Annotated in this window: 22 protein-coding genes and 1 riboswitch; of the genes, 16 read left to right on the plus strand and 6 right to left on the minus strand. The window is 68.9% G+C overall.

The window, feature by feature from the left end:
- Positions 1-130: 130 nt before the first annotated feature.
- Positions 131-700: a putative immunity protein gene (locus A8G18_RS05825; protein ID WP_016934506.1), complete on the plus strand. Its 570-nt coding sequence runs from the start codon at positions 131-133 to the stop codon at positions 698-700.
- A 164-nt stretch (positions 701-864) separates the two neighbouring features.
- Here A8G18_RS05825 and A8G18_RS05830 read toward each other — a convergent pair whose 3' ends face one another.
- Positions 865-1,737, minus strand: a complete 873-nt coding sequence (locus A8G18_RS05830; protein WP_064063108.1) for an aldo/keto reductase family oxidoreductase — start codon at positions 1,735-1,737, stop codon at positions 865-867.
- A gap of 133 nt (positions 1,738-1,870) precedes the next feature.
- On the opposite strand from A8G18_RS05830, the gene A8G18_RS05835 reads away from it, so the two are divergent.
- Positions 1,871-2,317 (plus strand): winged helix-turn-helix transcriptional regulator, encoded by a 447-nt coding sequence (locus tag A8G18_RS05835; protein WP_064063109.1) that lies wholly within the window; start codon positions 1,871-1,873, stop codon positions 2,315-2,317.
- A gap of 90 nt (positions 2,318-2,407) precedes the next feature.
- On the opposite strand, the gene A8G18_RS05840 is transcribed toward A8G18_RS05835, so the two are convergent.
- A complete protein-coding gene (locus tag A8G18_RS05840) occupies positions 2,408-3,790 on the minus strand; it encodes a M1 family metallopeptidase (RefSeq protein ID WP_064063110.1) in 1,383 nt (460 codons plus the stop codon).
- Positions 3,757-7,662, minus strand: a complete 3,906-nt coding sequence (locus tag A8G18_RS05845; RefSeq protein WP_064063111.1) for a Pls/PosA family non-ribosomal peptide synthetase — start codon at positions 7,660-7,662, stop codon at positions 3,757-3,759. Before A8G18_RS05845 ends, A8G18_RS05840 begins: the two co-directional genes overlap by 34 nt.
- A gap of 144 nt (positions 7,663-7,806) precedes the next feature.
- A riboswitch (SAM riboswitch) is annotated at positions 7,807-7,924 on the plus strand.
- A 68-nt stretch (positions 7,925-7,992) separates the two neighbouring features.
- Here A8G18_RS05845 and A8G18_RS05850 point away from each other — a divergent pair.
- Both A8G18_RS05850 and A8G18_RS05855 read left to right on the plus strand, forming a co-directional pair.
- On the plus strand, positions 7,993-9,306 hold the full coding sequence (locus tag A8G18_RS05850) for an aminotransferase class V-fold PLP-dependent enzyme (protein WP_026003253.1): 1,314 nt from the start codon (positions 7,993-7,995) through the stop codon (positions 9,304-9,306).
- A 208-nt stretch (positions 9,307-9,514) separates the two neighbouring features.
- Positions 9,515-10,147 carry a hypothetical protein gene (locus A8G18_RS05855; RefSeq protein WP_172506076.1) on the plus strand — a complete coding sequence of 211 codons (633 nt, stop codon included), beginning with the start codon at positions 9,515-9,517 and terminating at the stop codon, positions 10,145-10,147.
- Between the two features lie 62 nt (positions 10,148-10,209).
- Here the strand turns inward: A8G18_RS05855 and A8G18_RS05860 are convergent, their stop codons facing one another.
- The gene (locus A8G18_RS05860) at positions 10,210-10,740 is read right to left on the minus strand and encodes a winged helix-turn-helix domain-containing protein (RefSeq protein ID WP_064063112.1); all 531 of its coding nucleotides are present in this window, start codon (positions 10,738-10,740) and stop codon (positions 10,210-10,212) included.
- Between the two features lie 217 nt (positions 10,741-10,957).
- Positions 10,958-11,431 (minus strand): YbaK/EbsC family protein, encoded by a 474-nt coding sequence (locus A8G18_RS05865; protein WP_064063113.1) that lies wholly within the window; start codon positions 11,429-11,431, stop codon positions 10,958-10,960.
- Between the two features lie 114 nt (positions 11,432-11,545).
- Here A8G18_RS05865 and A8G18_RS05870 point away from each other — a divergent pair, with 114 nt between their 5' ends.
- A complete protein-coding gene (locus A8G18_RS05870; RefSeq protein ID WP_064063114.1) occupies positions 11,546-12,376 on the plus strand; it encodes a crotonase/enoyl-CoA hydratase family protein in 831 nt (276 codons plus the stop codon).
- Between the two features lie 66 nt (positions 12,377-12,442).
- Here the strand turns inward: A8G18_RS05870 and A8G18_RS05875 are convergent, their stop codons facing one another.
- The gene (locus A8G18_RS05875; protein WP_064063115.1) at positions 12,443-12,934 is read right to left on the minus strand and encodes an inorganic diphosphatase; all 492 of its coding nucleotides are present in this window, start codon (positions 12,932-12,934) and stop codon (positions 12,443-12,445) included.
- Positions 12,935-13,195: 261 nt separating this feature from the next.
- On the opposite strand from A8G18_RS05875, the gene dacB reads away from it, so the two are divergent.
- The 11 genes from dacB (at position 13,196) to A8G18_RS05930 (ending at position 24,021) form a co-directional block, all read left to right on the plus strand.
- Positions 13,196-14,539 carry a D-alanyl-D-alanine carboxypeptidase/D-alanyl-D-alanine endopeptidase gene (gene dacB, locus A8G18_RS05880; RefSeq protein WP_064063145.1) on the plus strand — a complete coding sequence of 448 codons (1,344 nt, stop codon included), beginning with the start codon at positions 13,196-13,198 and terminating at the stop codon, positions 14,537-14,539.
- Positions 14,536-15,582, plus strand: coding sequence for a zinc-dependent metalloprotease (locus tag A8G18_RS05885; protein ID WP_064063146.1), 1,047 nt, complete (start codon positions 14,536-14,538; stop codon positions 15,580-15,582). Before dacB ends, A8G18_RS05885 begins: the two co-directional genes overlap by 4 nt.
- The gene (tilS, locus tag A8G18_RS05890) at positions 15,558-16,607 is read left to right on the plus strand and encodes a tRNA lysidine(34) synthetase TilS (RefSeq protein WP_064063116.1); all 1,050 of its coding nucleotides are present in this window, start codon (positions 15,558-15,560) and stop codon (positions 16,605-16,607) included. Before A8G18_RS05885 ends, tilS begins: the two co-directional genes overlap by 25 nt.
- Before the next feature lie 12 nt (positions 16,608-16,619).
- The gene (gene hpt / locus A8G18_RS05895; protein ID WP_016931918.1) at positions 16,620-17,174 is read left to right on the plus strand and encodes a hypoxanthine phosphoribosyltransferase; all 555 of its coding nucleotides are present in this window, start codon (positions 16,620-16,622) and stop codon (positions 17,172-17,174) included.
- 254 nt (positions 17,175-17,428) lie between these two features.
- Positions 17,429-19,963, plus strand: coding sequence for an ATP-dependent zinc metalloprotease FtsH (ftsH, locus tag A8G18_RS05900; RefSeq protein WP_064063117.1), 2,535 nt, complete (start codon positions 17,429-17,431; stop codon positions 19,961-19,963).
- A gap of 70 nt (positions 19,964-20,033) precedes the next feature.
- Positions 20,034-20,699, plus strand: a complete 666-nt coding sequence (gene folE / locus A8G18_RS05905) for a GTP cyclohydrolase I FolE (protein WP_064063118.1) — start codon at positions 20,034-20,036, stop codon at positions 20,697-20,699.
- 32 nt (positions 20,700-20,731) lie between these two features.
- Entirely contained in the window at positions 20,732-21,553 is an 822-nt protein-coding gene (gene folP / locus A8G18_RS05910) for a dihydropteroate synthase (protein ID WP_172506138.1), read from the plus strand.
- Positions 21,550-21,933: a dihydroneopterin aldolase gene (gene folB / locus A8G18_RS05915; RefSeq protein ID WP_064063120.1), complete on the plus strand. Its 384-nt coding sequence runs from the start codon at positions 21,550-21,552 to the stop codon at positions 21,931-21,933. The genes folP and folB overlap by 4 nt, the downstream gene beginning before the upstream one ends.
- Positions 21,930-22,472: a 2-amino-4-hydroxy-6-hydroxymethyldihydropteridine diphosphokinase gene (folK, locus tag A8G18_RS05920; protein WP_064063121.1), complete on the plus strand. Its 543-nt coding sequence runs from the start codon at positions 21,930-21,932 to the stop codon at positions 22,470-22,472. Before folB ends, folK begins: the two co-directional genes overlap by 4 nt.
- Positions 22,466-22,942 (plus strand): DUF3180 domain-containing protein, encoded by a 477-nt coding sequence (locus tag A8G18_RS05925; RefSeq protein ID WP_016931924.1) that lies wholly within the window; start codon positions 22,466-22,468, stop codon positions 22,940-22,942. The genes folK and A8G18_RS05925 overlap by 7 nt, the downstream gene beginning before the upstream one ends.
- Before the next feature lie 74 nt (positions 22,943-23,016).
- Positions 23,017-24,021 (plus strand): DUF6779 domain-containing protein, encoded by a 1,005-nt coding sequence (locus A8G18_RS05930; RefSeq protein ID WP_242496772.1) that lies wholly within the window; start codon positions 23,017-23,019, stop codon positions 24,019-24,021.
- The last annotated feature ends 65 nt before the right edge of the window (positions 24,022-24,086 follow it).

The raw sequence follows: 24,086 nt of genomic DNA on the forward strand, positions 1-24,086 counted from the left end.
GACACCGCCGAACACCCGTTACCGAAGACCCCCGACATTGTTGGGGGTCTTCGGCTTTGAGGAGGGGATCCGCTTTCGCGGGTCCCCTTTTTCTCGTAGGGACTGCGTTCCGCGGCATACGCTTCGGTACATGGGTCGAAACGAGCCGGTGCGAAGTGTCTTCGGCGATTTCGAGCTGACCATGAACGAGTTGCGGGTGGTGACGCAGTACGTGGCGGAGAGTGCGCAGGACGTGCTTCCGGTCTTCGAAGAAGCCGTTCCCCAGGACCGACGTCCTCGTGCTGCTCTCGATGCGGCCTGGGAATTCGTCGGCGGTGCGAGACGGACGAGACTTCAGCGCGTCACTGCGTCGGATGCACACCGGGCAGCGAAGCAAGCGTCCACCGAATCGGTCTCTCTGGCCGCCCGCTGTGCCGGCGACGCCGCCGCAGCCGCCTATCTGCACCCGATCGCGAGAGCCACCCAGGTCGGACACATTCTGCGGGCTGCTGCGAGTGCTGCACGCATAGCCGAGCTCCGAGCAGATGGTGACCCGGCAGTCGGGAGCGCGATGATCGAGCAGGCACGCCGACGCGCGACCCCGGTACTGGTCGACGTACTTTCGCGCTACCCGCTCGCGTCGACGTCGAGGACTCGCGTCGGGCACCTCATGAGGACCCTGGATCTCTCTTTGCGCAACGGGGGACCGCAGCAGCCGTAACTGGGCCCTCCACAATCCAGGTTGTAGTCGTGGCCTGACGCCGCCGGTTTCCGGCAAGGATCTGGCGAGGTAGTCGGTGAGGTCGCGGAATCCGAGAGCGGAACCGCGAAGGTGGTCGAGCTGTCCGTTGATCGTGGCTTGTGAGGCGGTCGACCCCAGGACATTCAGCGGCTGACGTCGTCCAGTTCGGTCAGGTCCTCATGAGAGAGGGAGCGTCCCGCACCGGCGATGTTCTGGCGCAGGTGTGCCGTCGATGACGTGCCGGGGATGAGCAGGATGTTCGGTGATCGGTGCAGCAGCCAGGCCAGAGCGACGGACATCTGTGTCGCCTCCAGTCGAGCGGCGACCGCCGAGAGCGCCGAGGACTGAAGCGGTGTGAAGCCCCCGAGGGGGAAGAAGGGCACGTACGCGACGCCGTCGGTAGCGAGCCGGTCGATGAGCTTGTCGTCATGGCGGTGGGCGAGGTTGTACATGTTCTGCACGCACACGATCGGCGCGATGCTCTGTGCTTCGGCGACCTGCTCCTCGGTGGCGTTGCTGATCCCGAGGTGGCGGATCAGGCCCTGCTGCTGGAGTTCGACGAGCGTCTCGAATGCCTCGGCGAGCGAGCCGGGTCGGGGACCTTCGGCGTTGCCGAGTCGGAGGTCGACCAGGTCGAGTACGTCGAGGCGGAGGGACTCGAGGTTGTCGTGGACCTGGCGGCGCAGATCTTCGGGCCGGCGGGCTGTAGGCCATCCGCCCTGTTCGTCGCGGGTCGCGCCCACCTTGGTCACGATGTGCAGCGACTCGGGATAGGGGTGCAGTGCCTCGCGGATCAACTCGTTGGTGACGTGCGGCCCGTAGGCGTCGCTGGTGTCGATGTGTGTGATGCCGAGGGCGACCGCTTCGCGCAGCACGGCCAGGGCACCCTCGCGATCGGCGGGCGGCCCCATGACCCCTGGCCCGGCCAGTTGCATGGCACCGTAGCCGAACCGGGTGACGGTCAGGTCACCCAGAGTCCAGGTGCCGCCGGGAAGAGAGGGGGAGGGTGTGCTCATCCTGTTGCCTTTCGTCGTGCACTCGGGGGGGTGGCGCCTGTTGCCTCCCTGTATCAGCATTGGGGAGAAACTTCCTGTCGGGAAGTAGGCACTCGGGAGTGCGTAACCCATCCATCGGTGAGAGGTGCGATCAGTGACGACGATGAAGGCGGCCCAGAAGAGGGCTCAGGCCAAGATGGAGTACAACGCGTTCCTGGCAGGGTGCCCCAGCCGGCAACTGCTCGACCGAATCTCGGACAAGTGGGTCGTCCTGATCCTGTGTGCGCTGGGCGGCGACAACAGCCCCGGCCGGCCCGGTGCAGCACACGAAGACGCTCCGAAGGCGATGCGTTACTCCGAGATCTCTCGTCTTCTGGCCGGGGTCAGCCAGAAGATGCTGACCCAGACGCTCCGCTCGCTGGAGCACGATGGTCTGCTCACCCGTACCGTGACGCCAACCGTCCCTGTCACCGTCTCCTACGAGCTGACCGACCTCGGCCTCTCGCTCCACCACATGACCCGCGGGCTCAGAAACTGGGCGCAGACACACATGGCCGAGGTTCTCGCGAACCGCGAGAACTACGACGCTCGCACCCCCTGACGGCTCACATCCAATCGTCCGACAGCTCTACATTCTCGGCCTACGCCCGCAACTGCGAAGAGCCCGTAACGGTCCGGCGAGCGAGCCGACCTATCCGGGTGAGGGGGCCGGTGGAAGCGATGTCGTGCTCAACCAGGCCTCCCACAGCGACCGGAGCGAGGTCTCCGAGAAACGCGCGGCGAGATCCTTGAACTGTGCCGTCGTCACATTGCCGTGTCGATGTTCCGCGGTCCACGTCCGCAGGAGGTCGAAGAAGTGCTCGTCGCCGAGGTGCACCCGCAGGGCGTGCAAGGTGAGGGCTCCGCGCTTGTAGATGCGGTCGTCGAACATGTCCTTCGGGCCCGGATCCTCGAGGAGGATGTCCTGAGGTTTGCGGGCCAGCCCTCTGTGGGCGTCGAGAGCATGCGCGTGCGCGGACCTGCCGCCGGAGTTCTCAGACCACAACCATTCCGCGTAGCAGGCGAATCCCTCGTGGAGCCAGATGTCGCACCAGCGGTACAGGGTGAGACTGTTGCCGAACCACTGGTGCGCCAATTCGTGTGCGACGAGCCGCTCTTCGCGGCCCGTGCCGTCGCAGAAGTTTGCGCCGAAGGTCGACAGTCCCTGAGCCTCGATGGGGATCTCGAGGTCGTCGTCGGTGACCAGTGCGGTGTAGTGCGCGAACGGATACGGGCCGAACAGGCGCGTGAAGACCTCGAGCATCTCGGTCTGGCGCGCGAAATCACGGTCGAACGACGCGCGCAGGCGAGGTGGATGGATCCCGTACTGCGGCACCGGATCCGACGCCAGTGTGCGTACCTCGTAATGGCCGGTCTGCACTGTGGCCAGATAGGTCGCCATCGGTTCGGGTTGCTCGTAGACCCAGGTGGTGCGACTGGCCTTGGTGGTCTTGTGCACGAGCGTTCCGTTCGCGACCGCGACGAACGGAGCGTCGGTGGTGACGGAGATTCGGTAGGTGGCCTTCGAACCGGGATGGTCGTCGCAGGGGAACCAGGTGGGCGCACCGTTCGGCTGGCTCGCGACGAGCGACCCCTCGTCGAGTTCCTCCCAGCCGACCTCACCCCACATGGTCCGCAACGGGGCGGGGGTACCCGAGTACTGCACGCCGAAGACGAGCACGGACCCGGCGGGGAGTTTCTCGGCCGGGGTGACGGTGAGCTTGCCGTCGCGGTGGACGAACTTGGCGGGTCGTCGCCCGTTGACGGTCACCTTGGCGACGCGCATCGTCTGCGCAAGATCGAGCGAGTACTTGGCGCGCACATCCGTCGTCGTGGCGATGATCTTCGCCCGGCCGTCCAACCTGTTGGACACGACCTTGTAGGTCAGATCCAGCTCGTAGCGCGAGACGCGGAAACCGCGGTTCCCGCTCTCGGGCAGGTAGGGATCGAGGGGACGATCGGCGGCGACGGGCGCGACGGGCTTGGCGGCCTTGATGGGTTTCACCGCGGTGCCCAGCTGTTCGGTGTGGTCCACGGCGCGATGGGGTTGCCCTGCCAGCGGGTGGACTGCGGGACGACGTCGCCGCGCATCACCAGCGAGGCCGGTCCGACGGTGGCACCGTCGCCGATGCCCGAGGCAGGCAACGCGACGCATTGGGGGCCGAGCGTGGCGCCGGCGCCGAGGGTCACGGTGTCCATGGACATGATCCGATCATGGAACAGGTGGGTCTGTACAACGCAACCGCGTTCGACGGTCGCGCCGTCGCCCAGGGACACCAGGTCGGCCTCGGGCAACCAGTAGCTCTCGCACCACACCCCGCGGCCGATCTTCGATCCCAGTGCCCGCAACCACAGGTTCATCACGGCGGTGCCGGTCGCGGCCCGTGCGAACCACGGTGCCGCGACGGTCTCGACGAAGGTGTCGGAGACCTCGTTGCGCCACACGAACGAACTCCACAACGGATGCTCCACACGCCCGATCCGTCCCACCACGAGCCATTTCGCGGCGACCGTCACCAGGCACGCCACGGCTCCGGCGCTCATGAGCACGATGCCACCGAGCAGTGCCGCGACGGCGTATCCCCAGTGCACGGCGAGAGTGTTCAGGGCGAACAGCACACCGAGGCCGATGCCGTAGGTGACGATCATGGGCACGAGCCGGAAGGTCTCCACGGCGCCGCGCGCGACCTTCAGTTTCAGCGGGGGTTCGAAGGTGCGGCTCGTGTCGCTGTCGCCGCTCGCGCGCCGCAGGCGAACCGGGGGACTGCCCAGCCACGACGATCCGGACTTCGCCTTCTCCGGAGCCGCGGAGAGCACCGCGACGAGTCCGTGCTTCGGTACCCGCCGTCCCGGTGCCGCCATGCCCGAGTTGCCGAGGAAGGCGCGCTTCCCGACCTTCGCGTGCGAGATGTACAGCCAGCCGCCGCCGAGTTCGTAGGAGGCGACCATCGTGTCGTCGGCGAGGAACGCACCGTCGGCGACCTTGGTGAACTTGGGAACCATCAGCACGGTCGACGCCTCGACGTCCTTGCCGATGTCGGCGCCGAGCAGCCGGAGCCAGATCGGGGTCAGCATCGACGCGTAGAGCGGGAAGAGGAAGGTGCGCGACGAATCCATGAGGCGCTCGGTGAACCACACCTGCCAGCCCACGCGGCTGCGCACCGGATGCCAGCCTTCCGTCATGCCGATCGCGAGCAGGCGCACCGAGAGCAGGGTGAGCAGGGCGAAGACGAACATCGTCAGCAGTGCCGCGACGGGGAGCATCGCCAGGGAATGCACCACGGCGTCGGAGACGGTGGGGGTGTCGTGCACCCACCACACGAGCAGCGCGACGCCCGCGGCGATCGACACGATGGGCAGGCCGCCGAGCAGGATCGACGACAGGGCGTAGACCGGAACCCATCTGTTACCCCGCGGCGGTGTCCCGGCGGGCCAGGGCCGGTCGGCCTTGCCGACCTTGCGCGCAGGCGATCCTGCCCAGCTCTGCCCGGCCTTCACTCGGCCGAACACGGCCGATCCTGCTTCCACCTCCGCGTTCTTACCGATACGCGCACCCGGGGCGAGGAACGACCGGGCGCCGACAGTGGCACCGGCACCGATCCTGATACTCCCGATGTGGACGACGTCGCCGTCCACCCAGTAGCCGCCGAGATCCACTTCCGGCTCGACGGAACATCCGTCGCCGAGCTCGAGGAGACCGGTGACCGGCGGAAGGCTGTGCAGGTCGACGCCACGTCCGACCTTCGCTCCCAGGGCACGCGCGTACTGCCGCATCCAGGGAGCACTGGAGATGTTCGTCGCGTTCACGGCCTCGGACAACCGCAGGGCCGTCCACAGCCTGAGGTGGACACCGCCTCCGCGGGGGTAGCTCCCCGCCTTCACACCGCGCAGCAGCAGACGTGAACCGGCGACGGAGATCGCCATACGCCCGACGGGAGAAAGGAACAGCAGGACACCGAGCGCGACCCACCACCACGACAGGGTGACGGTCCACGGCACGTCGACGACGAGCGCGATGACGTTGTTCAGTATCGCCAGCCAGGTCACCCACTGCAGTCCGGTGAGGGTGGTGAGGACGCCGGTCGCCGCGATCTGGGCGAACTGGGCGAGGCGGGGCACCGGGGTGACCTCTCGTGGTGCCGCAGCTTCCGTCGGTGCGAGTTCGTCGAGATGGACCGCGAGCGATCCGAGCCGGGGATGGTCGTACAGCTCCGCGACCGTCATCTCCGGATACCTGCTGCGCAGCGCCGTCACGAGCTGTGCCGCTGCGAGGGAGCCACCGCCGAGTTCGAAGAAGTCGTCGTCGACGCCCTCGATCCGGGCACCGAGGATGTCGGTCCACAATTCGGCGACCCATTCGGCGGTGGGATCGAGTCCGAGCGCCTCCACCGAGTCGGCGTCGGCGCCCGGCAGCGGCCACGGCAGGGCGTTGCGGTCGACCTTGCCGGATGTGCGGGTGGGGAGTTCGTCGACGAGCGCGAGTCGCGGAACGAGCGCGGCGGGGAGTTGCTCGGACAGCAGGTCGTGGGCGGACGCGATGTCGAAGTCCGGATCGGTGGAGGCGATGTACCCCACGAGGATCGGGTGTCCCGCAGCGGTCCTGCGCACCGCGCACGCACCGCCGGCCACGCCGGGCAGGTTCTGCAGCGCGTTGTCGACCTCGCCGAGTTCGATGCGGCGGCCACCGATCTTGACCTGGTCGTCGGCGCGCCCCTGGAACAGCAGTCCCTCGCGGTCGAGGGTGACGAGATCGCCGCTGCGATAGGCGCGCTCCCAGCCGAGTGTGGGCATCGGAGCGTACTTCTCGGCATCCTTCGCCGGATCGAGATAGCGCGCGAGGCCGACACCGCCGATGACGAGTTCGCCGGTCGCGCCCTCCTCGACGGGGTTGCCGTCGGCGTCCACCACGGCGAGATCCCAGCCGTCGAGCGGCAGCCCGATGCGGACCGGTCCGGTGCCGTCCATCAGCGAGGCGCAGGCGACGACTGTGGCCTCGGTGGGGCCGTAGGTGTTCCACACCTCCCGTCCCGGAACGGCGAGACGCTCCACGAGATCGGGTGGGCAGGCCTCACCGCCGAAGATGAGCAGGCGCACCGCCTCGAGTGCTTCGGCCGGCCACATCGCCGCGAGCGTGGGCACGGTGGAGACGACGGTGATGTTGCGCGAGACGAGCCACGGTCCGAGATCCATGCCGGAGCGGACGAGCGCGCGGGGGGCCGGAACCAGGCAGGCGCCGTGCCGCCAGGCGAGCCACATCTCCTCGCACGATGCGTCGAAGGCCACCGACAGGCCGGCCAGGACCCGGTCGCCGGGGCCGAGTGGCGCTGCCCGGCAGAACATCCGTGCTTCCGCGTCGACGAAGGCCGCCGCATTGCGGTGCGTGACGGCGACACCCTTCGGTGTCCCGGTCGAACCCGAGGTGAAGATGATCCACGCATCGTCGTCGAGGTTCGGCCCCCGCACGGCCGGGCTGCCCGGCGGGACGGCCGTACCCGGCCCGATGCCCTCGTCGGTGACGATGGCGGTGACCTGTGCTTCCGAGAACACGAGTTCGGCGCGCTCGTCGGGGTCGTCCGCGTCGACGGGCACGTATGCGGCGCCCGCAGCGAGAATCGAGAGAATCGTCACATACAGATCGGTGCGCCCGGACGTCATGCGCACGCCGACCCTGTCGCCGGCACCGACACCCGCGTCGTTCAACGCGTAGGCGCCGGCGATCACCGCCTCGACGAGTTCGGCGTATTCGAGGACGGTGGTGCCGTCGTCGAGGGCAGGGGCGTCCGGATGTGCCTCGGCGGTGCTCCGCAGCAGGTCGACGAGGGTGCGTGCAGGCGGAGCGTGCGACGCGCGGAGGAATTCGTCCGGAATGGGGGACCGGCCGACGGGGATCGAGGATATGGCTGGCAACTCCGCGGGTCCTTCTGCTCGATGGATCCTCCGGTTATCTCACGTCCGGGTGGACAACAGGTGAACGTTCGGTGCGCGGAACGTGTGTCGGCATCGTGCGATACGGGTTGACACGGCTCGATCGTCCTGTCATTGTCTTCGCCAGGTCATGAGTACCAGCGTCAAGCCCCGGCTCGCTGGTCGGCAACCCTCCAACCGCGGTGGGGTGCTCCGGGTGACGACCGGGCCGTGAATCCACCACCGGACACGGCAAGCGCGGACTCCGCCGGCGACGAGAACTCTCCGTCGTAGGCGTCACCGGCGGGTCCCTGAGTACACGAGGGATTTGTCATGACTGTTGTAGCCTCCACCACCTGCATTGCTCCGTTCGCCACCGTGTCCGGCTGTGACTCGCAGGTTCCGCTCGTCCAGGGTGGCACCTGCACCTACGCGAACTTCGACTACGCGGCGAGCGCACCGGCACTGTCCGCCGTCACCGACCGCCTCACGGAACTGCTGCCCTTCTACGCGAGCGTGCACCGCGGTGCCGGATACGCCTCGCGGATCAGCACCACCGCCTACGAGGACGCTCGCACCTCCGTGTCGCGCTTCGTCGGCGCGGACGACGACCAGGTCGTCGTCTTCACGCGCAACACCACCGATTCGCTGAACCTGCTTGCGAGTGCCGTGCCCGGCGATGTCGTCGTGCTCGACATCGAACACCACGCGAATCTGCTGCCGTGGAAGAACTCCCGCATCGTCGAGGCGGCAGATACCGTCTCGGAGACGGTGTGGCGCCTCGCAGTCGAACTCCAGCGCGCCCCCGCGGCCCTGCTCGCCGTCACCGGTGCCTCCAACGTCACCGGCGAGGTGCTGCCCATCGCAGAGCTCGCCGAACTCGCCCACGCCTCCGGCGCGCGGATCCTCGTCGACGGCGCGCAGCTCGTGCCCCACCGCCGCGTCGACCTCGCGTCGCTCGGCGTGGACTACCTCGCGTTCTCCGGTCACAAGCTGTACGCGCCGTTCGGTGCGGGAGCGCTCGTCGGCCGACGCGACTGGCTCGACGCCGCCGAGCCGTACCTCGCCGGAGGCGGTGCGGTGCGCGAGGTACGCCTCGACCACACCGAATGGGCCTGCGCCCCTGCGCGTCACGAGGCCGGCACCCCCAACGTGCTCGGTGTCGCCGCTCTCGCCGCCGCATGCGATGCGCTCGCCGGTTTCGACTCCGACGCGGTCACCCGCCACGAGGAGGCCCTGTGCTCCCTGCTCGTCGACGGCCTGGACGCCATCGGCGGAGTGGAAGTGCTTCGGCTGTGGGACGATTCGGCCGACAGCGTCGGAATCGTCACTTTCACGATCGAGGGCTACGAGCCCGGTCACGTCGCGTCCTATCTGTCCGCAGAGCACGGCATCGGCGTCCGTGACGGACGTTTCTGCGCCCACCCGCTGCTCGCGCGGGTCGGTCGCGCCGGCGGTGCCGTCCGGGCGTCGCTCGGGCTCGGCAGCTCGTCCGATGACGTCGAACGGCTCCTCGGGGCGCTGCGTTCGCTGGTCGAGAACGGACCGTCGTGGGTGCATGCGAAGACCGACGGCGTGTGGAACCCCTCGCCGGAGACGCGGCCCGGCCTCGGAGCGGCCGACGCCGACGCATCTCCGTGCGTCTAGCGGTCGACAATTCCCCACAGGGTCAGTAGGGTAATTCGCATGGAACGGACGAGGGCGATCGCCGCGGCACGCTGGTGCCGTCGCCATGTCGACCTCTGCCGTACGGCATCGGGAATCTGTTCGGACTGAAGGTCTTCTCCCTCGAAGTCTTCCGGCTCACAGGCCGATTTCTCCGTGCCGCTCCGCGGCCCGTACCGAGAGGCATCCCATGCCCGTCGCATCCACCGTCACCCCTGTATCCGCAGATCCGGCCACCGCAGACCCGGCCGTCGTCGAGTCCGCCACCATCCGGGCGTTGCGTATCGCCGTCGAGCTCGCCGGTCACTCCGGACCCGACTATTGGGCCGACCTGACCCTGGGGCGTGCCGGCGATCCGCCGCTCGACCTCAGCGCCGATGCACCCAACGTCGTGCGGGTGCGTGCCGCCGACCTGCGTGAGGCCGGAAAGCTGCGCGACCGCATCCGTGCGGAGGCCGCCGAGGAGGGCCGCGAGCCCGATTCGGTCACCGTGCTCGTCGACGTCGAGGTCGTCCTCGCGTCCGATGCCCGCACCGCCCGTACCCGACGCACCCGTCCGGAAGCCACCCGCGGGGAGGCCGACACGTTGTCGTACGTCGGAACGCCGCACGGTCTCGCCGGGCTGATCGCCGACATCCACGCCGTGCAGGTCGCCGACGGCGTCACGTTGATCCCGCTCGCCGCGCCGTTCACCGTCGAGTATCTCGTCGACGGAACGCTGCCGTGGTTGGCGTCGCGCGGCCTCATCGAGGTCTCGCCGACCGTCGTCGAGGTCCTGCGCCGGTTCGGCGAGGGCGCCCAGGAATCCGTGCGCGCTTCCTGACTCGAGTTCGTATCGCGAAGGAGGGGCCGGGGTTTCGACTCCTGCCCCTCCTTCGCGTGCGTTCACGCAGTGCGGCGATCGAGCGCTTCGACCACGTGCACGCGCGGATCGGGATCGAACCGGTAACCGGACCCGCGGACAGTCGTGATGATGGTGCCGAAACGTCCCAGCTTGGAACGGATCCGGGAGACGTGGACGTCGACACTGCGGTTGCCCCGGTCGGTGTCGAAGTCGTCGTTCTCGGAGTATCCGGCGCCGAGTGGCCGTAGCGCCGCGCGGGGCACCGCGACGCGGGGCCGGCGAACCAGATGGGCCAGGATCTCGAATTCGCTGTGGCTCAACTCGACTCGCTGATTGTCGAGCACCAGCCCGCGGGCCGGCAGGTCGATCACCAGTGGGGTCGGGCCGGGGCTGAGGAGGGTGTGGGTGCGCGCACCCGGGAGTAGATCGAGGGCGGTCTCCCGTAGTGCGTCGGCGAGAGCTGCGAGATCACCCGCCGATCCGGCGTTCGTGTCCGAGATCTGCACGATGAGAACGAGTTCAGGTGAATCGACCGAGCCGTCGGCCGGGTTCTCGATGGAGGACGTGGTCATGGAAGGGCTCCGCTGGTCGGAAGGTGAACGGTGCCGGGCGGGCAGTGGCCCGCAGCTGCGCGGCGCCGGAAAGAGAAGGGATGGTGCGGATCTCAGGCCGCACAGAGGCACGAGCGGGTACGGCACAGGTCGACATGCCTGCGGCTCCACGCTCGGACTGTCACGACGGAGAGTGTACCCGGGTGGAGGTGCCGACGGTACCGCTGGGTGGACGGTCTCAGTCGACGTCGACGTCGATCGCCGCGGTGATGCGCATGAGCTCCGCATAGACGGTCCGGAACAGTGTGTTCGGGCATCCACCCGACGCCCACAGATCCGGGTGGAGCTGCAGCGCTCGGTCGATGTAGGTGGGCAGGTTCGTGGGGTGGCCGAGCGGCGCGACACCACCGAGCGGCTGGCCGGTGACCTCCGTGACCAGGTCGGGGGAGGCCGGCACGAGCTCGCCGCCGAGCCGCTCGCCGGTCCGCTCGACCGACACGCGATGCGCCCCGGACACCAGCAGCAGGATCGGGTCGTCGTCGAGCAGGAAGACGAGCGACTTCACGATCGCGCCCACCTCCACGCCCACCGCGGCGGCGGCCTGCTCGGCGGTGTGCACGGTCTCCGGCTGCTGGACGATCAGACCGTGATGGCCGCGGGCGATGAGCGTGTCCGAGACGCGGTGGGCATTCGGATGCAGCGACCTGGTCATGCACCAAGAGTAGGAAAATCGGCGCCCGGTGGGCACGGTTCGGAGGATGCGTCGTCGTCGCGTCGTGAAGTGGGGGACGGTGCATTCCGAGGGCGCAGAAGTTACCGTTGGGTAATGACCGATCACTCTCCCTGGAAAGCGTTCACCGTCGAGTGCGAGGACCACGTCGCACGGGTCACGCTCATCGGCCCCGGCAAGGGCAACGCCATGGGCCCCGACTTCTGGGCGGAACTGCCCGTCCTTTTCGGTGAGCTCGATGCCGACCCCGACGTCCGCGCCGTCGTCCTCGCCGGTTCCGGCCGGAACTTCTCCTACGGGCTCGACCTCGTCGCCATGGGCGGCAGTCTCGGCGCCGTCGTCTCCGGCAAGGCGCTCGCGAAGCCGCGCACGGACTTCCACGCGATGATCAAGAACATGCAGGCGGCCGTCACGGCCGTCGCCGACTGCCGCAAGCCGGTCGTCGCCGCGGTCCAGGGCTGGTGCATCGGCGGAGCGGTCGACCTCATCTCCGCCGCCGACATCCGCTACGCGAGCGCCGACGCGAAGTTCAGCGTCCGCGAGGTCAAGGTCGGAATGGTCGCCGACGTCGGCACCCTCGCCCGGCTCCCGCTCATCATCGGCGACGGTCACGTCCGCGAACTCGCGCTGACCGGCAAGGACATCGACGCCGCCCGCGCCGAGAAGATCGGACTCGTCAACGACGTCTACGACGACGCGGACGCCGTGCTCGCCGCGGCTCACGCGACCGCCGCGGAAATCGCCGCGAACCCGCCGCTCGTGGTTCAGGGCATCAAGAACGTTCTCGACCACACCCGCTCGCCGCAGGTCGACGACAGCCTCCGCTACGTCGCGGCGTGGAACGCGGCGTTCCTGCCGTCGGAGGACCTCACCGAGGCGATCACCGCCGTCTTCGAGAAGCGACCGCCGCAGTTCACGGGGGAGTAGGCCCCTCCTACGACAGATCCCCCGGACGATCCGATCGTCCGGGGGATCTGCGTTGCAGGCTCGGTGTCAGTGCCCGCCGTTGTTCTTCAGACGCTCGACCGACGCGGTCACCTCGGCCTCGGCCTCGGCGCGACCGACCCAGTCGGCGGCCTCGACGTGCTTGCCCGGCTCGAGGTCCTTGTAGTGGACGAAGAAGTGCTTGATCGCGTCGAGCTCGAACTGCGAGACGTCGCTGATGTCCTGGACGTGATCCCAGCGCGGGTCGCCGGCCGGGACGGCCAGGATCTTGTCGTCGCCCCCGGCCTCGTCGACCATCTTGAACATGCCGATCGGGCGGGCGTCGACCAGAACGCCGGGGAACACCGACTCGGGCAGCAGCACCATGCAGTCGAGCGGATCGCCGTCCTCACCGAGGGTGTTCTCGATGTAGCCGTAGTCGGCGGGGTAGCCGAACGAGGTGTACAGGTAACGATCGAGCTTGACGCGTCCGGTCTCGTGATCGACCTCGTACTTGTTCCGCTGTCCCTTGGGGATCTCGATGGTGACCTCGAACTCCACGCCTTGCCTCACTTCGTCGGTATTTTCCGGCGGATACGACATCCGTATCTGCGGTGATGGTCCGCAGAGAGGATAACGGTCGCGGCGCTAGGCTGGAGGTGCAGGTACCGGGGCCCCGAGTGCGTCACAACAGTGTGCGGCCGGCAGCGGGAAGTGCGGGTAGCTGGTCGACCAGTGTGTGCAGGATGCAGCGGAGGCGTGTTGACGGGGCAGGGCGGCAACAAGAAGCAGGGTTCACTGGCAACCAGGCGACGGCGGAACATGAAGATCCTGTTCGGGATCTGGGGAGCGGGTTTCCTCGCTCTGGTCGTCGGTGGAGCCTTCGCGATCTACGACGTGCGGACGTCCGCCGGCGCGGTCGTACTTCCCGCACCGGCACCGGTGGTCGCGACCCCCGCGGTCGCCGCGGTCTCACCCGACGCTCCGACGCCCGACCCGACTTCGCTGGCGTCGGCACTCGACCGGGCCGTGAACGACCCGGGGCTCGGTGATTTCGCCGGATCGATCAGCGACCCCACGACCGGCACGGTGCTGTGGTCGAAGGATCCCGACCGCGCCTTGATCCCGGCCTCCACGACGAAGATTCTCACCGCTGCGGCTGCCATGCTCGTGCTGCCGTCCGATCATCGGATCACCACGCGCGTCGTCGAAGGTTCGAAGCCGGGAGAGATCGTCCTGATCGCCGGGGGCGACCCCACCCTGTCGGCACTGCCGCCCGGCGAGGAGAGCTTCTATCCGGGTGGTCCTCGCATCGCCGACCTCGCCGAACAGATCCGCCGCGGCGGCACGACCGTCGAGACCGTCCTCGTCGACACGAGCCTGTACAGCGGGGATCCGCTCGCGCCGGGCTGGTTTCCCCAGGACGTCGGCGACGGTTACGTCGCACCCATCGAACCGGTGATGCTCGACGGCGGCCGGTTGCGCCCGCTCGAAGACGAATCGTCTCGCAGCGCTACGCCCGCCCTGGACGCCGGTCGTGCACTGGCGACGGCGCTCGGTGCCGACCCCGCGCGGGTAGCGCTCGGATCCGCCTCACCCGGTGCGGCGCCCATGGCGTCGGTCCAGTCGGCGCCACTCACTGTGCGTCTCGGTCAGATGCTGCGCCGATCCGACAACGTCCTCGCGGAGACCATCGGACGGGAGGTCGCCGTCGCGACGGGCAACGAGCACTCGTTCGAGGGCACCACGAAGGCGGTGACCGGTACCCTGCAGCAAGCGGGTCTGGACGTCACCGGTGTGACGTTGCGCGACGTCAGCGGACTCTCGGTCGAGAACCGGATCCCCGCTCGTACGCTCGATCGCGTGATCTCCGAGGCGGCCGGACCGAACAGGACGGAGCTGCGGCCCATGCTCGACTATCTTCCCGTCGCCGGAGCGACCGGCACGCTCGCCGACCGCTACGGCACCACGACCCGTGCCGGGGCCGGCTGGGTGCGGGCGAAGACCGGCACTCTGACCGAGGTCAACGGACTCACCGGGTACGTCGTCGACTCCGACGGTCGTGTGCTGTCGTTCGCTCTGCTCTCCAACGGCAGGTCGCCGGGCGAGGCCCGGCCCGCCCTCGACGCCGTGGCGTCGGTGCTTCGCGAGTGCGGCTGCCGATGACCGGCAAGGAGCGGGCTCTCGGCGACGCGATCGACTGGTCGTTCGCGGCCGGGGTCGGCGTGCGCCTCACCCGCTCCGAACCTGCCATGTCGCAGTACACGCGCGACGCGGTGCAGGACGAACTGTTCTCGGCTGCCGCACGTGCCGAGGGCCCCGTGCGCGAGCACACGCGACTCGACGACGGAACCGAGCCGCCGCCGGCGCGGGTCGTCGACCGGCCCGGATGGGTGCGCGCGGCCGCGGCGTCCATGGCCGACCTCACTGCGGCGCCGGGTGCGGGTCCGGGTGGCAGCCGACGCTGGGTGGGCAAACCGGCGGGCGCGCAGGCGGGTGCCATGCTGGCGTACCTGTCCTCGGCGGTGCTCGGACAATACGATCCGTTCTCCCGCTCGTTGCTGCTCGTCGCGCCCAATGTCGTCGCGGTCGAACGTGTCCTGAAGGTGCCGCCCACCGATTTCCGGCTGTGGGTGTGCCTGCACGAGGTGACCCACCGCGTGCAGTTCTCGCAGGCACCGTGGATGGCGGAACTGATGCGTGATGCTGCCGCCGATCTCGCCACCGCCGTCGAGGAACCGATGGGCGACGTCGCGACCCGCGTGGTGTCGGCGGTGAAGGATCTGCGCACTCCGGGCGAGAAGCCCATGTCGGAGCGGGGGATGCTCGGCGTCGTGCGTGCTCTGCAGGCACAATCGCAACGCGAATCGTTCGATCGGATCCTCGCGCTGGGAACTCTCCTCGAAGGTCACGCCGACCATGTGATGGACGGTGTCGGCCCGGCCGTGGTCCCGTCGGTCGCACGGATCCGGCGGGCGTTCGACAACCGCCGGCACCGCAACAGCAGCCCTGTCCATCGCCTGATCCGGCTCGTCCTCGGCATGGACGCCAAGATGGCGCAGTACGTGCACGGCAAGAAGTTCGTCGACGCCGTCGTCGCGAAGGTCGGCATGGACGACTTCAACGCGGTGTGGTCCGGACCGGATGCCCTGCCCACCCTGGCGGAGATCGACCACCCCGACGCGTGGATCGCGCGGGTGCTGGGCTGATCGTGGCATCCCCGTCGGCCGATCGCCCGCTGCTGCCCGAGACCCCGGCGATCCACGAAGTGCGACTCGCAGTGCGGGCCTGGCTGGGCGCGCACCCCGTCGGCGAGGTGACCGTCGCGCTGTCCGGCGGAGCCGATTCCGCAGCCCTGACCGCCGCCGCCGTGGCGGAAGCGGACGCGGTGCACGCCGTCGTCGTCGACCATCGCCTGCAGTCCGGCTCCGAGGTCGTCGCTGCCCGCGCCGCGGAGTTCGCCCGGGCCCGCGGCTGCGCGACCGTCACGGTGGCCGCCGTGGACGTCACCGGCGGGGGAGGACTCGAGGCCGCCGCGCGTGCGGCCCGTTACCGGGCGCTCGACGAGCACCGCGACGAACGGCCGGTGCTGCTCGGGCACACCCTCGACGACCAGGCCGAGACGGTGTTGCTCGGCCTCGGCCGCGGCTCGGGACTGCGTTCGATCCGGGGCATGGCGTCCTACGAGCCGCCGTGGGGCAGACCGCTGCTCGGCGTGCGCCGCAGCACGACCCGCCGGGCGTGCGACGAACTCGGCTACCGCCCGTACGAGGATCCGCACAACACGGACGACCGGTTCACGCGCGTGCGATTGCGCCGCGAGGTCCTGCCGCTGCTCGAGGACGTGCTCGGTGGGGGCGTCGCCGAAGCTCTCGCGCGCACGGCCGGGCAACTGCAGGACGACGGCCACGCCCTCGATGTCCGGGCAGTGGAACTGCTCACGGCGGCGCGCCACGACGACGACCTGCTCGACACCGCTGTGCTCGCCGCGGCTCCCGCCGCAGTACGGCGGCGCGCACTCCGGTCGTGGCTGATCGATCACACCGCCACACCGAACGAGACGATGCTGCGGGCGGTCGACGACCTGGTAGTGGCGTGGCGTGGGCAGGGGCCGGTGGCGGTCGGGCGGGGCCCGCAGCCGGGGACGAGGTTGGTGGTGTCGCGTCGGCGTGGCACGCTTGCCGTGGAGTACGTCGACCGGGCGAAGCCCCGGGCGACCGGCAGCAGAAGGTAGGGAAGGACCCCGGTGTACGAGAACGACATAGCGTCGGTGCTGATCTCCGAGGAACAGATCAAGGAGCGGACCGCAGAACTGGCGCAGTCGATCGCCGAGCGTTACCCCGTGGGTGCGCCCGAAGGTGATCTGCTGCTCATCGGGGTGCTCAAGGGCGCCATCTTCTTCATGACCGACTTCGCGCGCGCTCTGCCGATCCCGACGCAGATGGAGTTCATGGCCGTCAGCTCGTACGGGTCGTCGACGTCGTCCTCGGGTGTGGTGCGCATCCTCAAGGACCTCGACAAGGACATCGCCGGTCGCCACGTTCTCATCGTGGAGGACATCATCGACTCGGGCCTGACGCTGTCGTGGCTGCTCAAGAACCTGTCGTCGCGCAACCCCGCGTCGCTCGAGGTCGTCACGCTGCTGCGCAAGCCGGAAGCCGTCAAGATCGACGTCGAGGTCAAGGACGTCGGATTCGACATCCCGGACGAGTTCGTCGTCGGCTACGGCCTCGACTACGACGAGCGCTACCGCGACCTGCCCTACATCGGCACGCTGGATCCCAAGGTCTACAGCAGCTGACCTCCGGTCGAGCCGGGGCGTGAGGTCCCCGGCCCGGGGAACTCCGGTTCCGTCCCGATCGTTGTCGAGTACGACGTCTTCCCGGTATCGGCTCCGGTCGGTGCCGGGGCGACTGCTCGTTGCAACGCGGTAACCTTGCGTTGCCTGGTCAGTGACCGTCGCGGCGCATGGCGGCCACACCGGGCGCGAAGCGCCGCGACTGCGAGACCCCGACGAACTCGATCGAAAGGACCGGCCGCTCGGGCCGAACCTGTATGAACCGCAAGACAGTGTTCCGTAATCTGGCGATCGTCGCCGGCATCCTGCTGGTGATCTACGCCTTCAGTTACTTCGGCGACGACACGCGCGGTTTCACTCGGGTGGACACGTCCGTCGCGGTGGCGCAACTCCAATCGCAGAACGTCGGTGAAGCACGCATCGACGACCGCGAGCAGCAGGTGCGGTTGTGGCTCGAGAGCGGCAACGACGCGACCGAGGGCAGCACCGAGATCATCGCGAAGTACCCCGCGTCGGCGTCCGAGCAGATCTTCGACCTGGTCTCCGCGTCGGGCGCGCAGAAGTACGACACGAACGTCACCCAGGAGAGCTGGCTGACGTCGATCCTTCTGTTCGTCCTGCCGATGATCATCCTGCTCGGCGTGTTCTTCTTCGTGATGAGCCGCATGCAGGGTGGTGGTCGCGGCGGCATGATGGGCTTCGGCAAGTCGAAGGCCAAGCAGCTCACGAAGGACATGCCCAAGACGACCTTCGCCGATGTCGCCGGCGCCGACGAGGCCGTCGAGGAGCTCTACGAGATCAAGGACTTCCTGCAGAACCCGTCGCGCTACCAGGCGCTCGGCGCGAAGATCCCGAAGGGCGTGCTGCTCTACGGCCCTCCCGGCACCGGTAAGACCCTCCTCGCCCGCGCGGTCGCCGGTGAGGCGGGCGTCCCGTTCTTCACGATCTCCGGTTCGGACTTCGTCGAGATGTTCGTCGGTGTCGGTGCCTCGCGTGTGCGCGACCTGTTCGAGCAGGCCAAGCAGAATGCTCCGTGCATCATCTTCGTCGACGAGATCGACGCCGTGGGCCGTCAGCGCGGCGCCGGCCTCGGCGGCGGTCACGACGAGCGCGAGCAGACCCTCAACCAGCTCCTCGTCGAGATGGACGGCTTCGGCGACCGCTCCGGCATCATCGTGATGGCCGCGACGAACCGACCCGACATCCTCGACCCGGCGCTGCTGCGTCCCGGCCGCTTCGACCGTCAGATCCCGGTCACGAATCCCGACCTCGCCGGTCGCCGGGCGATCCTCGCCGTGCACTCGAAGGGCAAGCCGATCGATCCCCACGCGGATCTCGGGGCGCTCGCCAAGCGCACGGTGGGTATGTCCGGTGCCGACCTCGCGAACGTCGTCAACGAGGCCGCGCTGCTCACTGCCCGCGAGAACGGCACGGTGATCACCGAGGCGCTCCTCGAGGAGTCGGTCGATCGCGTCATCGGCGGTCCCCGCCGCAAGAGCCGCATCATCAGCGAGCACGAGAAGAAGATCACGGCCTACCACGAGGGCGGCCACACCCTCGCCGCCTGGGCGATGCCCGACATCGAGCCCGTCTACAAGGTCACCATCCTCGCCCGCGGTCGCACCGGCGGGCACGCGATGACGGTGCCCGAGGACGACAAGGGCCTGATGACGCGTTCGGAGATGATCGCGCGCCTGGTCATGGCCATGGGTGGTCGTGCGGCCGAGGAACTCGTCTTCCGCGAGCCCACCACCGGTGCCTCGTCCGATATCGACCAGGCCACGAAGATCGCGCGGGCGATGGTCACCGAATACGGCATGAGCGCGAAGCTCGGCGCGGTCCGCTACGGCCAGGAGCAGGGCGATCCCTTCCTCGGCCGGTCGATGGGCGTGCAGTCCGACTACTCGCACGAGGTGGCACGCGAGATCGACGAGGAGGTCCGCAACCTCATCGAGGCCGCCCACACCGAGGCGTGGGCGATCCTCAACGAGTACCGCGACGCTCTCGACCTGCTGGCGGGCGAACTGCTCGAGCACGAGACGCTGACGCGTAAGGATCTCGATCGGATCCTGGCCGACGTGAAGAAGCGTCCGCGGATCACGACCTTCAACGATTTCGGGGATCGGGTCCCGTCCGACAAGCCGCCGATCAAGACGCCTGCCGAACTCGCGGCCGAGCGTGGCGAGCCGTGGCCGCCGGAACCGCCGTCGCTGACGAAGCCGGCGCATGCGCATCCGCAGTATCCCGGTCAGGGTGAGGTGCCCGCCGCCGGTGGCTACCAGCCGGGCGGGCAGCCGCAGTACCAGCCGACGCAGCCCGTGCAGCAGGCGAACGGGTACCCCCGACCGCAGCCGGTCCCGGCCTCCGAACCGCTTCCCGGTTTCCAGCCGCCCGCTCCGTACCCGGGTGGTCCGCGGCATGCGACCCGGCCCGATTACGGTGCCCCCGCCGGATGGTCGGCCCCCGGCTGGCCGCCGCGTGAGCAGGCCCAGCAGGAACCGCAGGGTCTCGGGCATCCTCAGGAGCCGCAGGGTTACGGGCAGCCGCAGGAGCCGCAGGGTTACGGGCAGCCGCAGGAGCCGCAGGGTTACGGACAGCCGCAGGAATCCCAGGGTTACGGGCGTCCGCAGGAGCCGCAGGATCCCGAGCGCCGGTCCGAATCCGCCGACAACGGTGCGGGAGATCCGCACCGTGGTGAGAGCCACGTGGGAGACTCGCAACCGCGCGATGGTTACGGCACTCCCGAGCCTCCTCCCACCCAGCGGTGGGAAGGCCCGGCCGGCCGGCACTGATCCGTGCCGGCGAGCCGGTACCGGGCGTGCATCGGGCCGGTCGGGTCCGATGGAGACGAGTGAGTGAAGAGTGGAGGGCGAGCGGGTGTCGGTGAACCACCTGAAGTCGGATACGGGTTCCGACCCGGAGGATGTGACGACTCACGCGTTGAGCGTGGACGCGGGACGCACATTCGACCAGGCCCGAGCCGAAGCGGCCGTGCGCGAACTGCTGATCGCAGTGGGTGAGGATCCGGATCGTGAGGGTCTGCGCGACACCCCCGCCCGTGTGGCCCGCGCCTACCGGGAGGTGTTCGGAGGACTGTTCACGGATCCGGACGAGGTCCTCGACACGACCTTCGACGAAGGTCATCAGGAACTCGTCCTCGTGCGCGACATCCCGATGTACTCGACGTGCGAGCACCACCTCGTGTCGTTCCACGGGGTCGCCCACGTGGGGTACATCCCGGGTCCGACGGGCCGCGTGACGGGGTTGTCGAAGCTGGCGCGTGTCGTGGACCTCTACGCCAAGCGGCCGCAGGTCCAGGAACGCCTGACCAGTCAGGTCGCCGATGCGATGATGCGCAAGTTGCAGCCGCGCGGCGTGATCGTCGTGGTCGAGGCCGAGCATCTGTGCATGGCCATGCGCGGCATCCGCAAGCCCGGGGCGAGCACCACCACCTCCGCTGTGCGCGGCTTGTTCCAGACCAGTTCGGCGTCGCGTGCCGAGGCCCTGGACCTGATTCTGCGCCGGTGACCGTCTTCCCTGCCGAACAGTGGCCCGTCGTGATGGGCGTACTGAACGTCACCAGTGATTCCTTCTCCGACGGAGGTCGTTACCTGGATCGCGAGACCGCGATAGCCCATGGTTTCGAGCTGCGCGAACTCGGTGTCGACATCGTCGATGTGGGTGGCGAGTCCACCCGGCCCGGTGCGGTGCGTGTCGACCCCGAGGTCGAGGCGTCCCGCGTGGCGCCGGTGATCGCGGCCCTGTCGGAAGCAGGCATCCCCACGAGCGTCGACACGATGCGTGCCTCGGTCGCCGAGGCTGCCATCGAGGCCGGGGTGACGATGATCAACGACGTCTCGGGTGGGCGTGCCGACGCCGACATGGCCAGGGTGGTCGCCGAGTCCGGAATTCCGTGGATCCTCATGCACTGGCGTCCTCTCGGCGAGTTCGTCCATGCCGGTGGCTCGACGCAGTACGACGACGTCGTCCGCGAAGTCCGCGACGAGCTGCTCACGCAGGTCGACATCGCGGTGGCCGCCGGAGTCGACTCCGACAGGATCGTGCTCGATCCGGGTCTGGGGTTCGTGAAGGAACCCGACCACAACTGGCAATTGCTCCACCGTCTGCCCGAGCTCACCGATCTGGGATTCCCGGTGCTGATCGGGGCGTCCCGGAAGCGTTTCCTCGGATCGTTGCTCGCAGCGCCCGACGGCACGATCCGGCCCCCCGCGGGCCGCGAGGTCGCCACGGCAGTCGTCTCCGCGCTCGCCGCGACCCACGGCGCGTGGGGTGTACGCGTCCACGACGTGCAGGCATCCCGCGACGCGCTCGCGGTGGTGCGTGCCTGGCAGCGCGGAAGCGCGGAGGGAGTGCACGCGTGAGCGACCGCATCGAACTACGGGGACTGACCGTCCGCGGCAACCACGGCGTCTTCGAACACGAGAAGCGGGACGGCCAGGACTTCGTCGTCGACATCGTCGTGTGGCTCGATCTCGCGCCGGCCGCGGCGTCCGACGATCTCACCGACACGTTGCACTACGGCGAGCTCGCCGAGCGTGCCGCGGCGATCATCGCGGGTCCGGGCCGCGATCTCATCGAGACGGTCGCGGGCGAGATCGCCGGCGAGGTCCTCACCGACCCGCGTGTCACCCGGGTCGAGGTCACGCTCCACAAGCCGTCGGCGCCGATCCCGTTGACCTTCGGCGATGTCGCCGTCGTGATCGACCGCTCCCGAGGTGACGGGGCCGGGGGCGCGTCGTGAGTCGTGCCGTGCTGTCCATCGGGTCGAACGTCGGCGACCGGCTCGCGCACCTGCGGTCGGTCGTCGACGCGCTCGGTGAGCGCCTCGTCGCCGTCTCGGCGGTGTACTCGACGGCACCGTGGGGCGGTGTCGAGCAGGAGGACTTCCTCAACGCGGTCGTCGTCGCGGAGGACGCCGGGTTCGGTCCGCACGACTGGCTGCGGTTCGGCCGCGAACTCGAAGAAGCCGCCGAACGCGTGCGGGTGCAGCGTTGGGGGCCGCGCAGCCTCGACGTCGACGTCGTGAGCTGCGACAACGGCGACGGTGAGGTGCGCAGCGACGATCCGGACCTGATCCTGCCTCACCCGCGCGCGCACCAGCGGGCGTTCGTGCTCGTCCCGTGGCTCGACGTCGAACCCGAGGCCGTGCTCACCGCCGACGGCCGACGGGCGGGCATCGGCGAGTGGCTGGGCGAACTCGACGACGCCGAACGAGAAGGCGTGCATCGCACCGATCTGCCGCTGACCGGGCCGACGACCCAGGGACGCAGCGAGTGCTGAAACAGACCAGGATCCGCGACCTGCTGGCGCTGGCCGCGCTGGCGGCGGTCGCCGCGTGGTTGCTCGTCCGCACGATGTACGGCTCGTTACCGCCCATCCCGGTCTACGCGGGAGCCTCGCTGTATCCGGTCGCGGTGATCGAAGTGATCCTGGCGTTCATGATCCGTTCGCGGGTGGGCAAGCACGAGATCGGTGAGGGACCGGGTCGGTTGCATCCCATCACCGCGGCCCGCGCGGTCGCGCTCGCCAAGGCGTCCGCGCTGGTGGGTGCCGCGAGTGCCGGGGTATGGATCGGGTTCCTGCTGTATCTCGTGCCGCAGCGCGGTGTCGTGCAGGCGGCCACCGACGACACGTCGGGTGTGCTGGTCGGAGCCGTCGCCGGCGTCGCGCTGGCGGCCGCCGCACTGTGGCTCGAATACTGTTGCCGGACACCGGAAGACCCCGACGAGCCGAACGAACCGGCTGTCTGACCTCGGGTTTCGCGGTGGGGCAGGGCGTGTCGTCCGGCTCCGATCGGTGGACCCGGCCAAGTACCCTGATGGTCATGGCAACCTCGGCGCGAGCAGACAGAAATCGCCGTCCGTGGCGCAGCACCGGCTCGATGATCGTGGCCGGTCTGCTCGCTCTGGCGATGATCGCCTCGCTGCTGTTGATCTTCACAGAGAGTGTGCAGTTGCTGCGCGTCGCGGTGGTCGTCGCCCTGTGGGCCGCCACCGTCGGCGCCATCGCCATGAACAAGTATCGCCGGGAATCGGCACTCGACCGGGCGAAGGCCGACGACCTGAAGACGGTGTACGAACTGCAGTTGCAACGGGAGATCGCGGCGCGGCGCGAATACGAGCTGACCGTCGAGGAGAAGGTCCGCGCCGATCTGAAGCTCGACGCCGGCGAGATGGCGGCCCTGCGCACCGAACTGGCCACCCTGCGTCGCACCCTCGAGATGTTGTTCGACGGCCGGTTGCCCGACGATGTCGTCGCCCTCGAAGGCCAGGCGGAGAAGCTGCGCGAACTGAGCGAGGCCGCGCGGGTGTCCGCGCCTCGTCCGTCCGGGCCGGCCTTCGCGTCTCCCGACGACGAACCGCTGACCGCGGAGACCGAATCGGTCGAGGCGGCCCTGCGCGACGCGGTGAAGACGTCCGGGAAGGCGCCGGAGAAGAGCGACGCCGGCACGCCTGCGACCGGGGAACCGGCTGCCAGGAGGAAGGACGAAGGTCCGGCGAGCGAGAAGTCGGTGAGCGAGAAAGCAGACACCGACGAACAGCGCGAGGCCCAGAAGCCGGCCGAGCAGAAGCCGGGGAAGCACGAGTCCGAGAAAGCCGGAGCGGAGAGCAACGATGCCGCGGAGCGCAAGGACCCGTCGGAGCAGAAGGACCCCGCGGATCAGAAGGACACCACCGCGCAGGACGGAGCAGCGGACACAGCCGACGACGATGACGACTCCGACGACGAATCGTCGGGACGTCGTTCCCGACGCCGCCGGGGCGACAGCGCCCACGGCGAGGGCCGGACGGTCGCGGAAATCCTCGCGTCGTTGTCGAGCGAACGCTGATCCTCGGACGGCTCGTCCGTCACGCCGTACCCGCCGACCTCGTTCGATGAGGCGCAGATCACTCG

This window comes from Rhodococcus gordoniae, assembly GCF_001646655.1.
GTDB lineage: Bacteria > Actinomycetota > Actinomycetes > Mycobacteriales > Mycobacteriaceae > Rhodococcus > Rhodococcus gordoniae.

Coding starts and splice junctions, on each gene's coding strand:
- A8G18_RS05825 (WP_016934506.1), top strand. CDS start 131: ATGGGTCGAAACGAGCCGGTGCGAAGTGTCTTCGGCGATTTCGAGCTG.
- A8G18_RS05830 (WP_064063108.1), bottom strand. CDS start 1,737: ATGAGCACACCCTCCCCCTCTCTTCCCGGCGGCACCTGGACTCTGGGT.
- A8G18_RS05850 (WP_026003253.1), top strand. CDS start 7,993: ATGACTGTTGTAGCCTCCACCACCTGCATTGCTCCGTTCGCCACCGTG.
- A8G18_RS05855 (WP_172506076.1), top strand. CDS start 9,515: ATGCCCGTCGCATCCACCGTCACCCCTGTATCCGCAGATCCGGCCACC.
- A8G18_RS05860 (WP_064063112.1), bottom strand. CDS start 10,740: ATGACCACGTCCTCCATCGAGAACCCGGCCGACGGCTCGGTCGATTCA.
- A8G18_RS05865 (WP_064063113.1), bottom strand. CDS start 11,431: ATGACCAGGTCGCTGCATCCGAATGCCCACCGCGTCTCGGACACGCTC.
- A8G18_RS05870 (WP_064063114.1), top strand. CDS start 11,546: ATGACCGATCACTCTCCCTGGAAAGCGTTCACCGTCGAGTGCGAGGAC.
- dacB (WP_064063145.1), top strand. CDS start 13,196: ATGAAGATCCTGTTCGGGATCTGGGGAGCGGGTTTCCTCGCTCTGGTC.
- A8G18_RS05885 (WP_064063146.1), top strand. CDS start 14,536: ATGACCGGCAAGGAGCGGGCTCTCGGCGACGCGATCGACTGGTCGTTC.
- ftsH (WP_064063117.1), top strand. CDS start 17,429: ATGAACCGCAAGACAGTGTTCCGTAATCTGGCGATCGTCGCCGGCATC.
- folP (WP_172506138.1), top strand. CDS start 20,732: ATGGGCGTACTGAACGTCACCAGTGATTCCTTCTCCGACGGAGGTCGT.
- A8G18_RS05930 (WP_242496772.1), top strand. CDS start 23,017: ATGGCAACCTCGGCGCGAGCAGACAGAAATCGCCGTCCGTGGCGCAGC.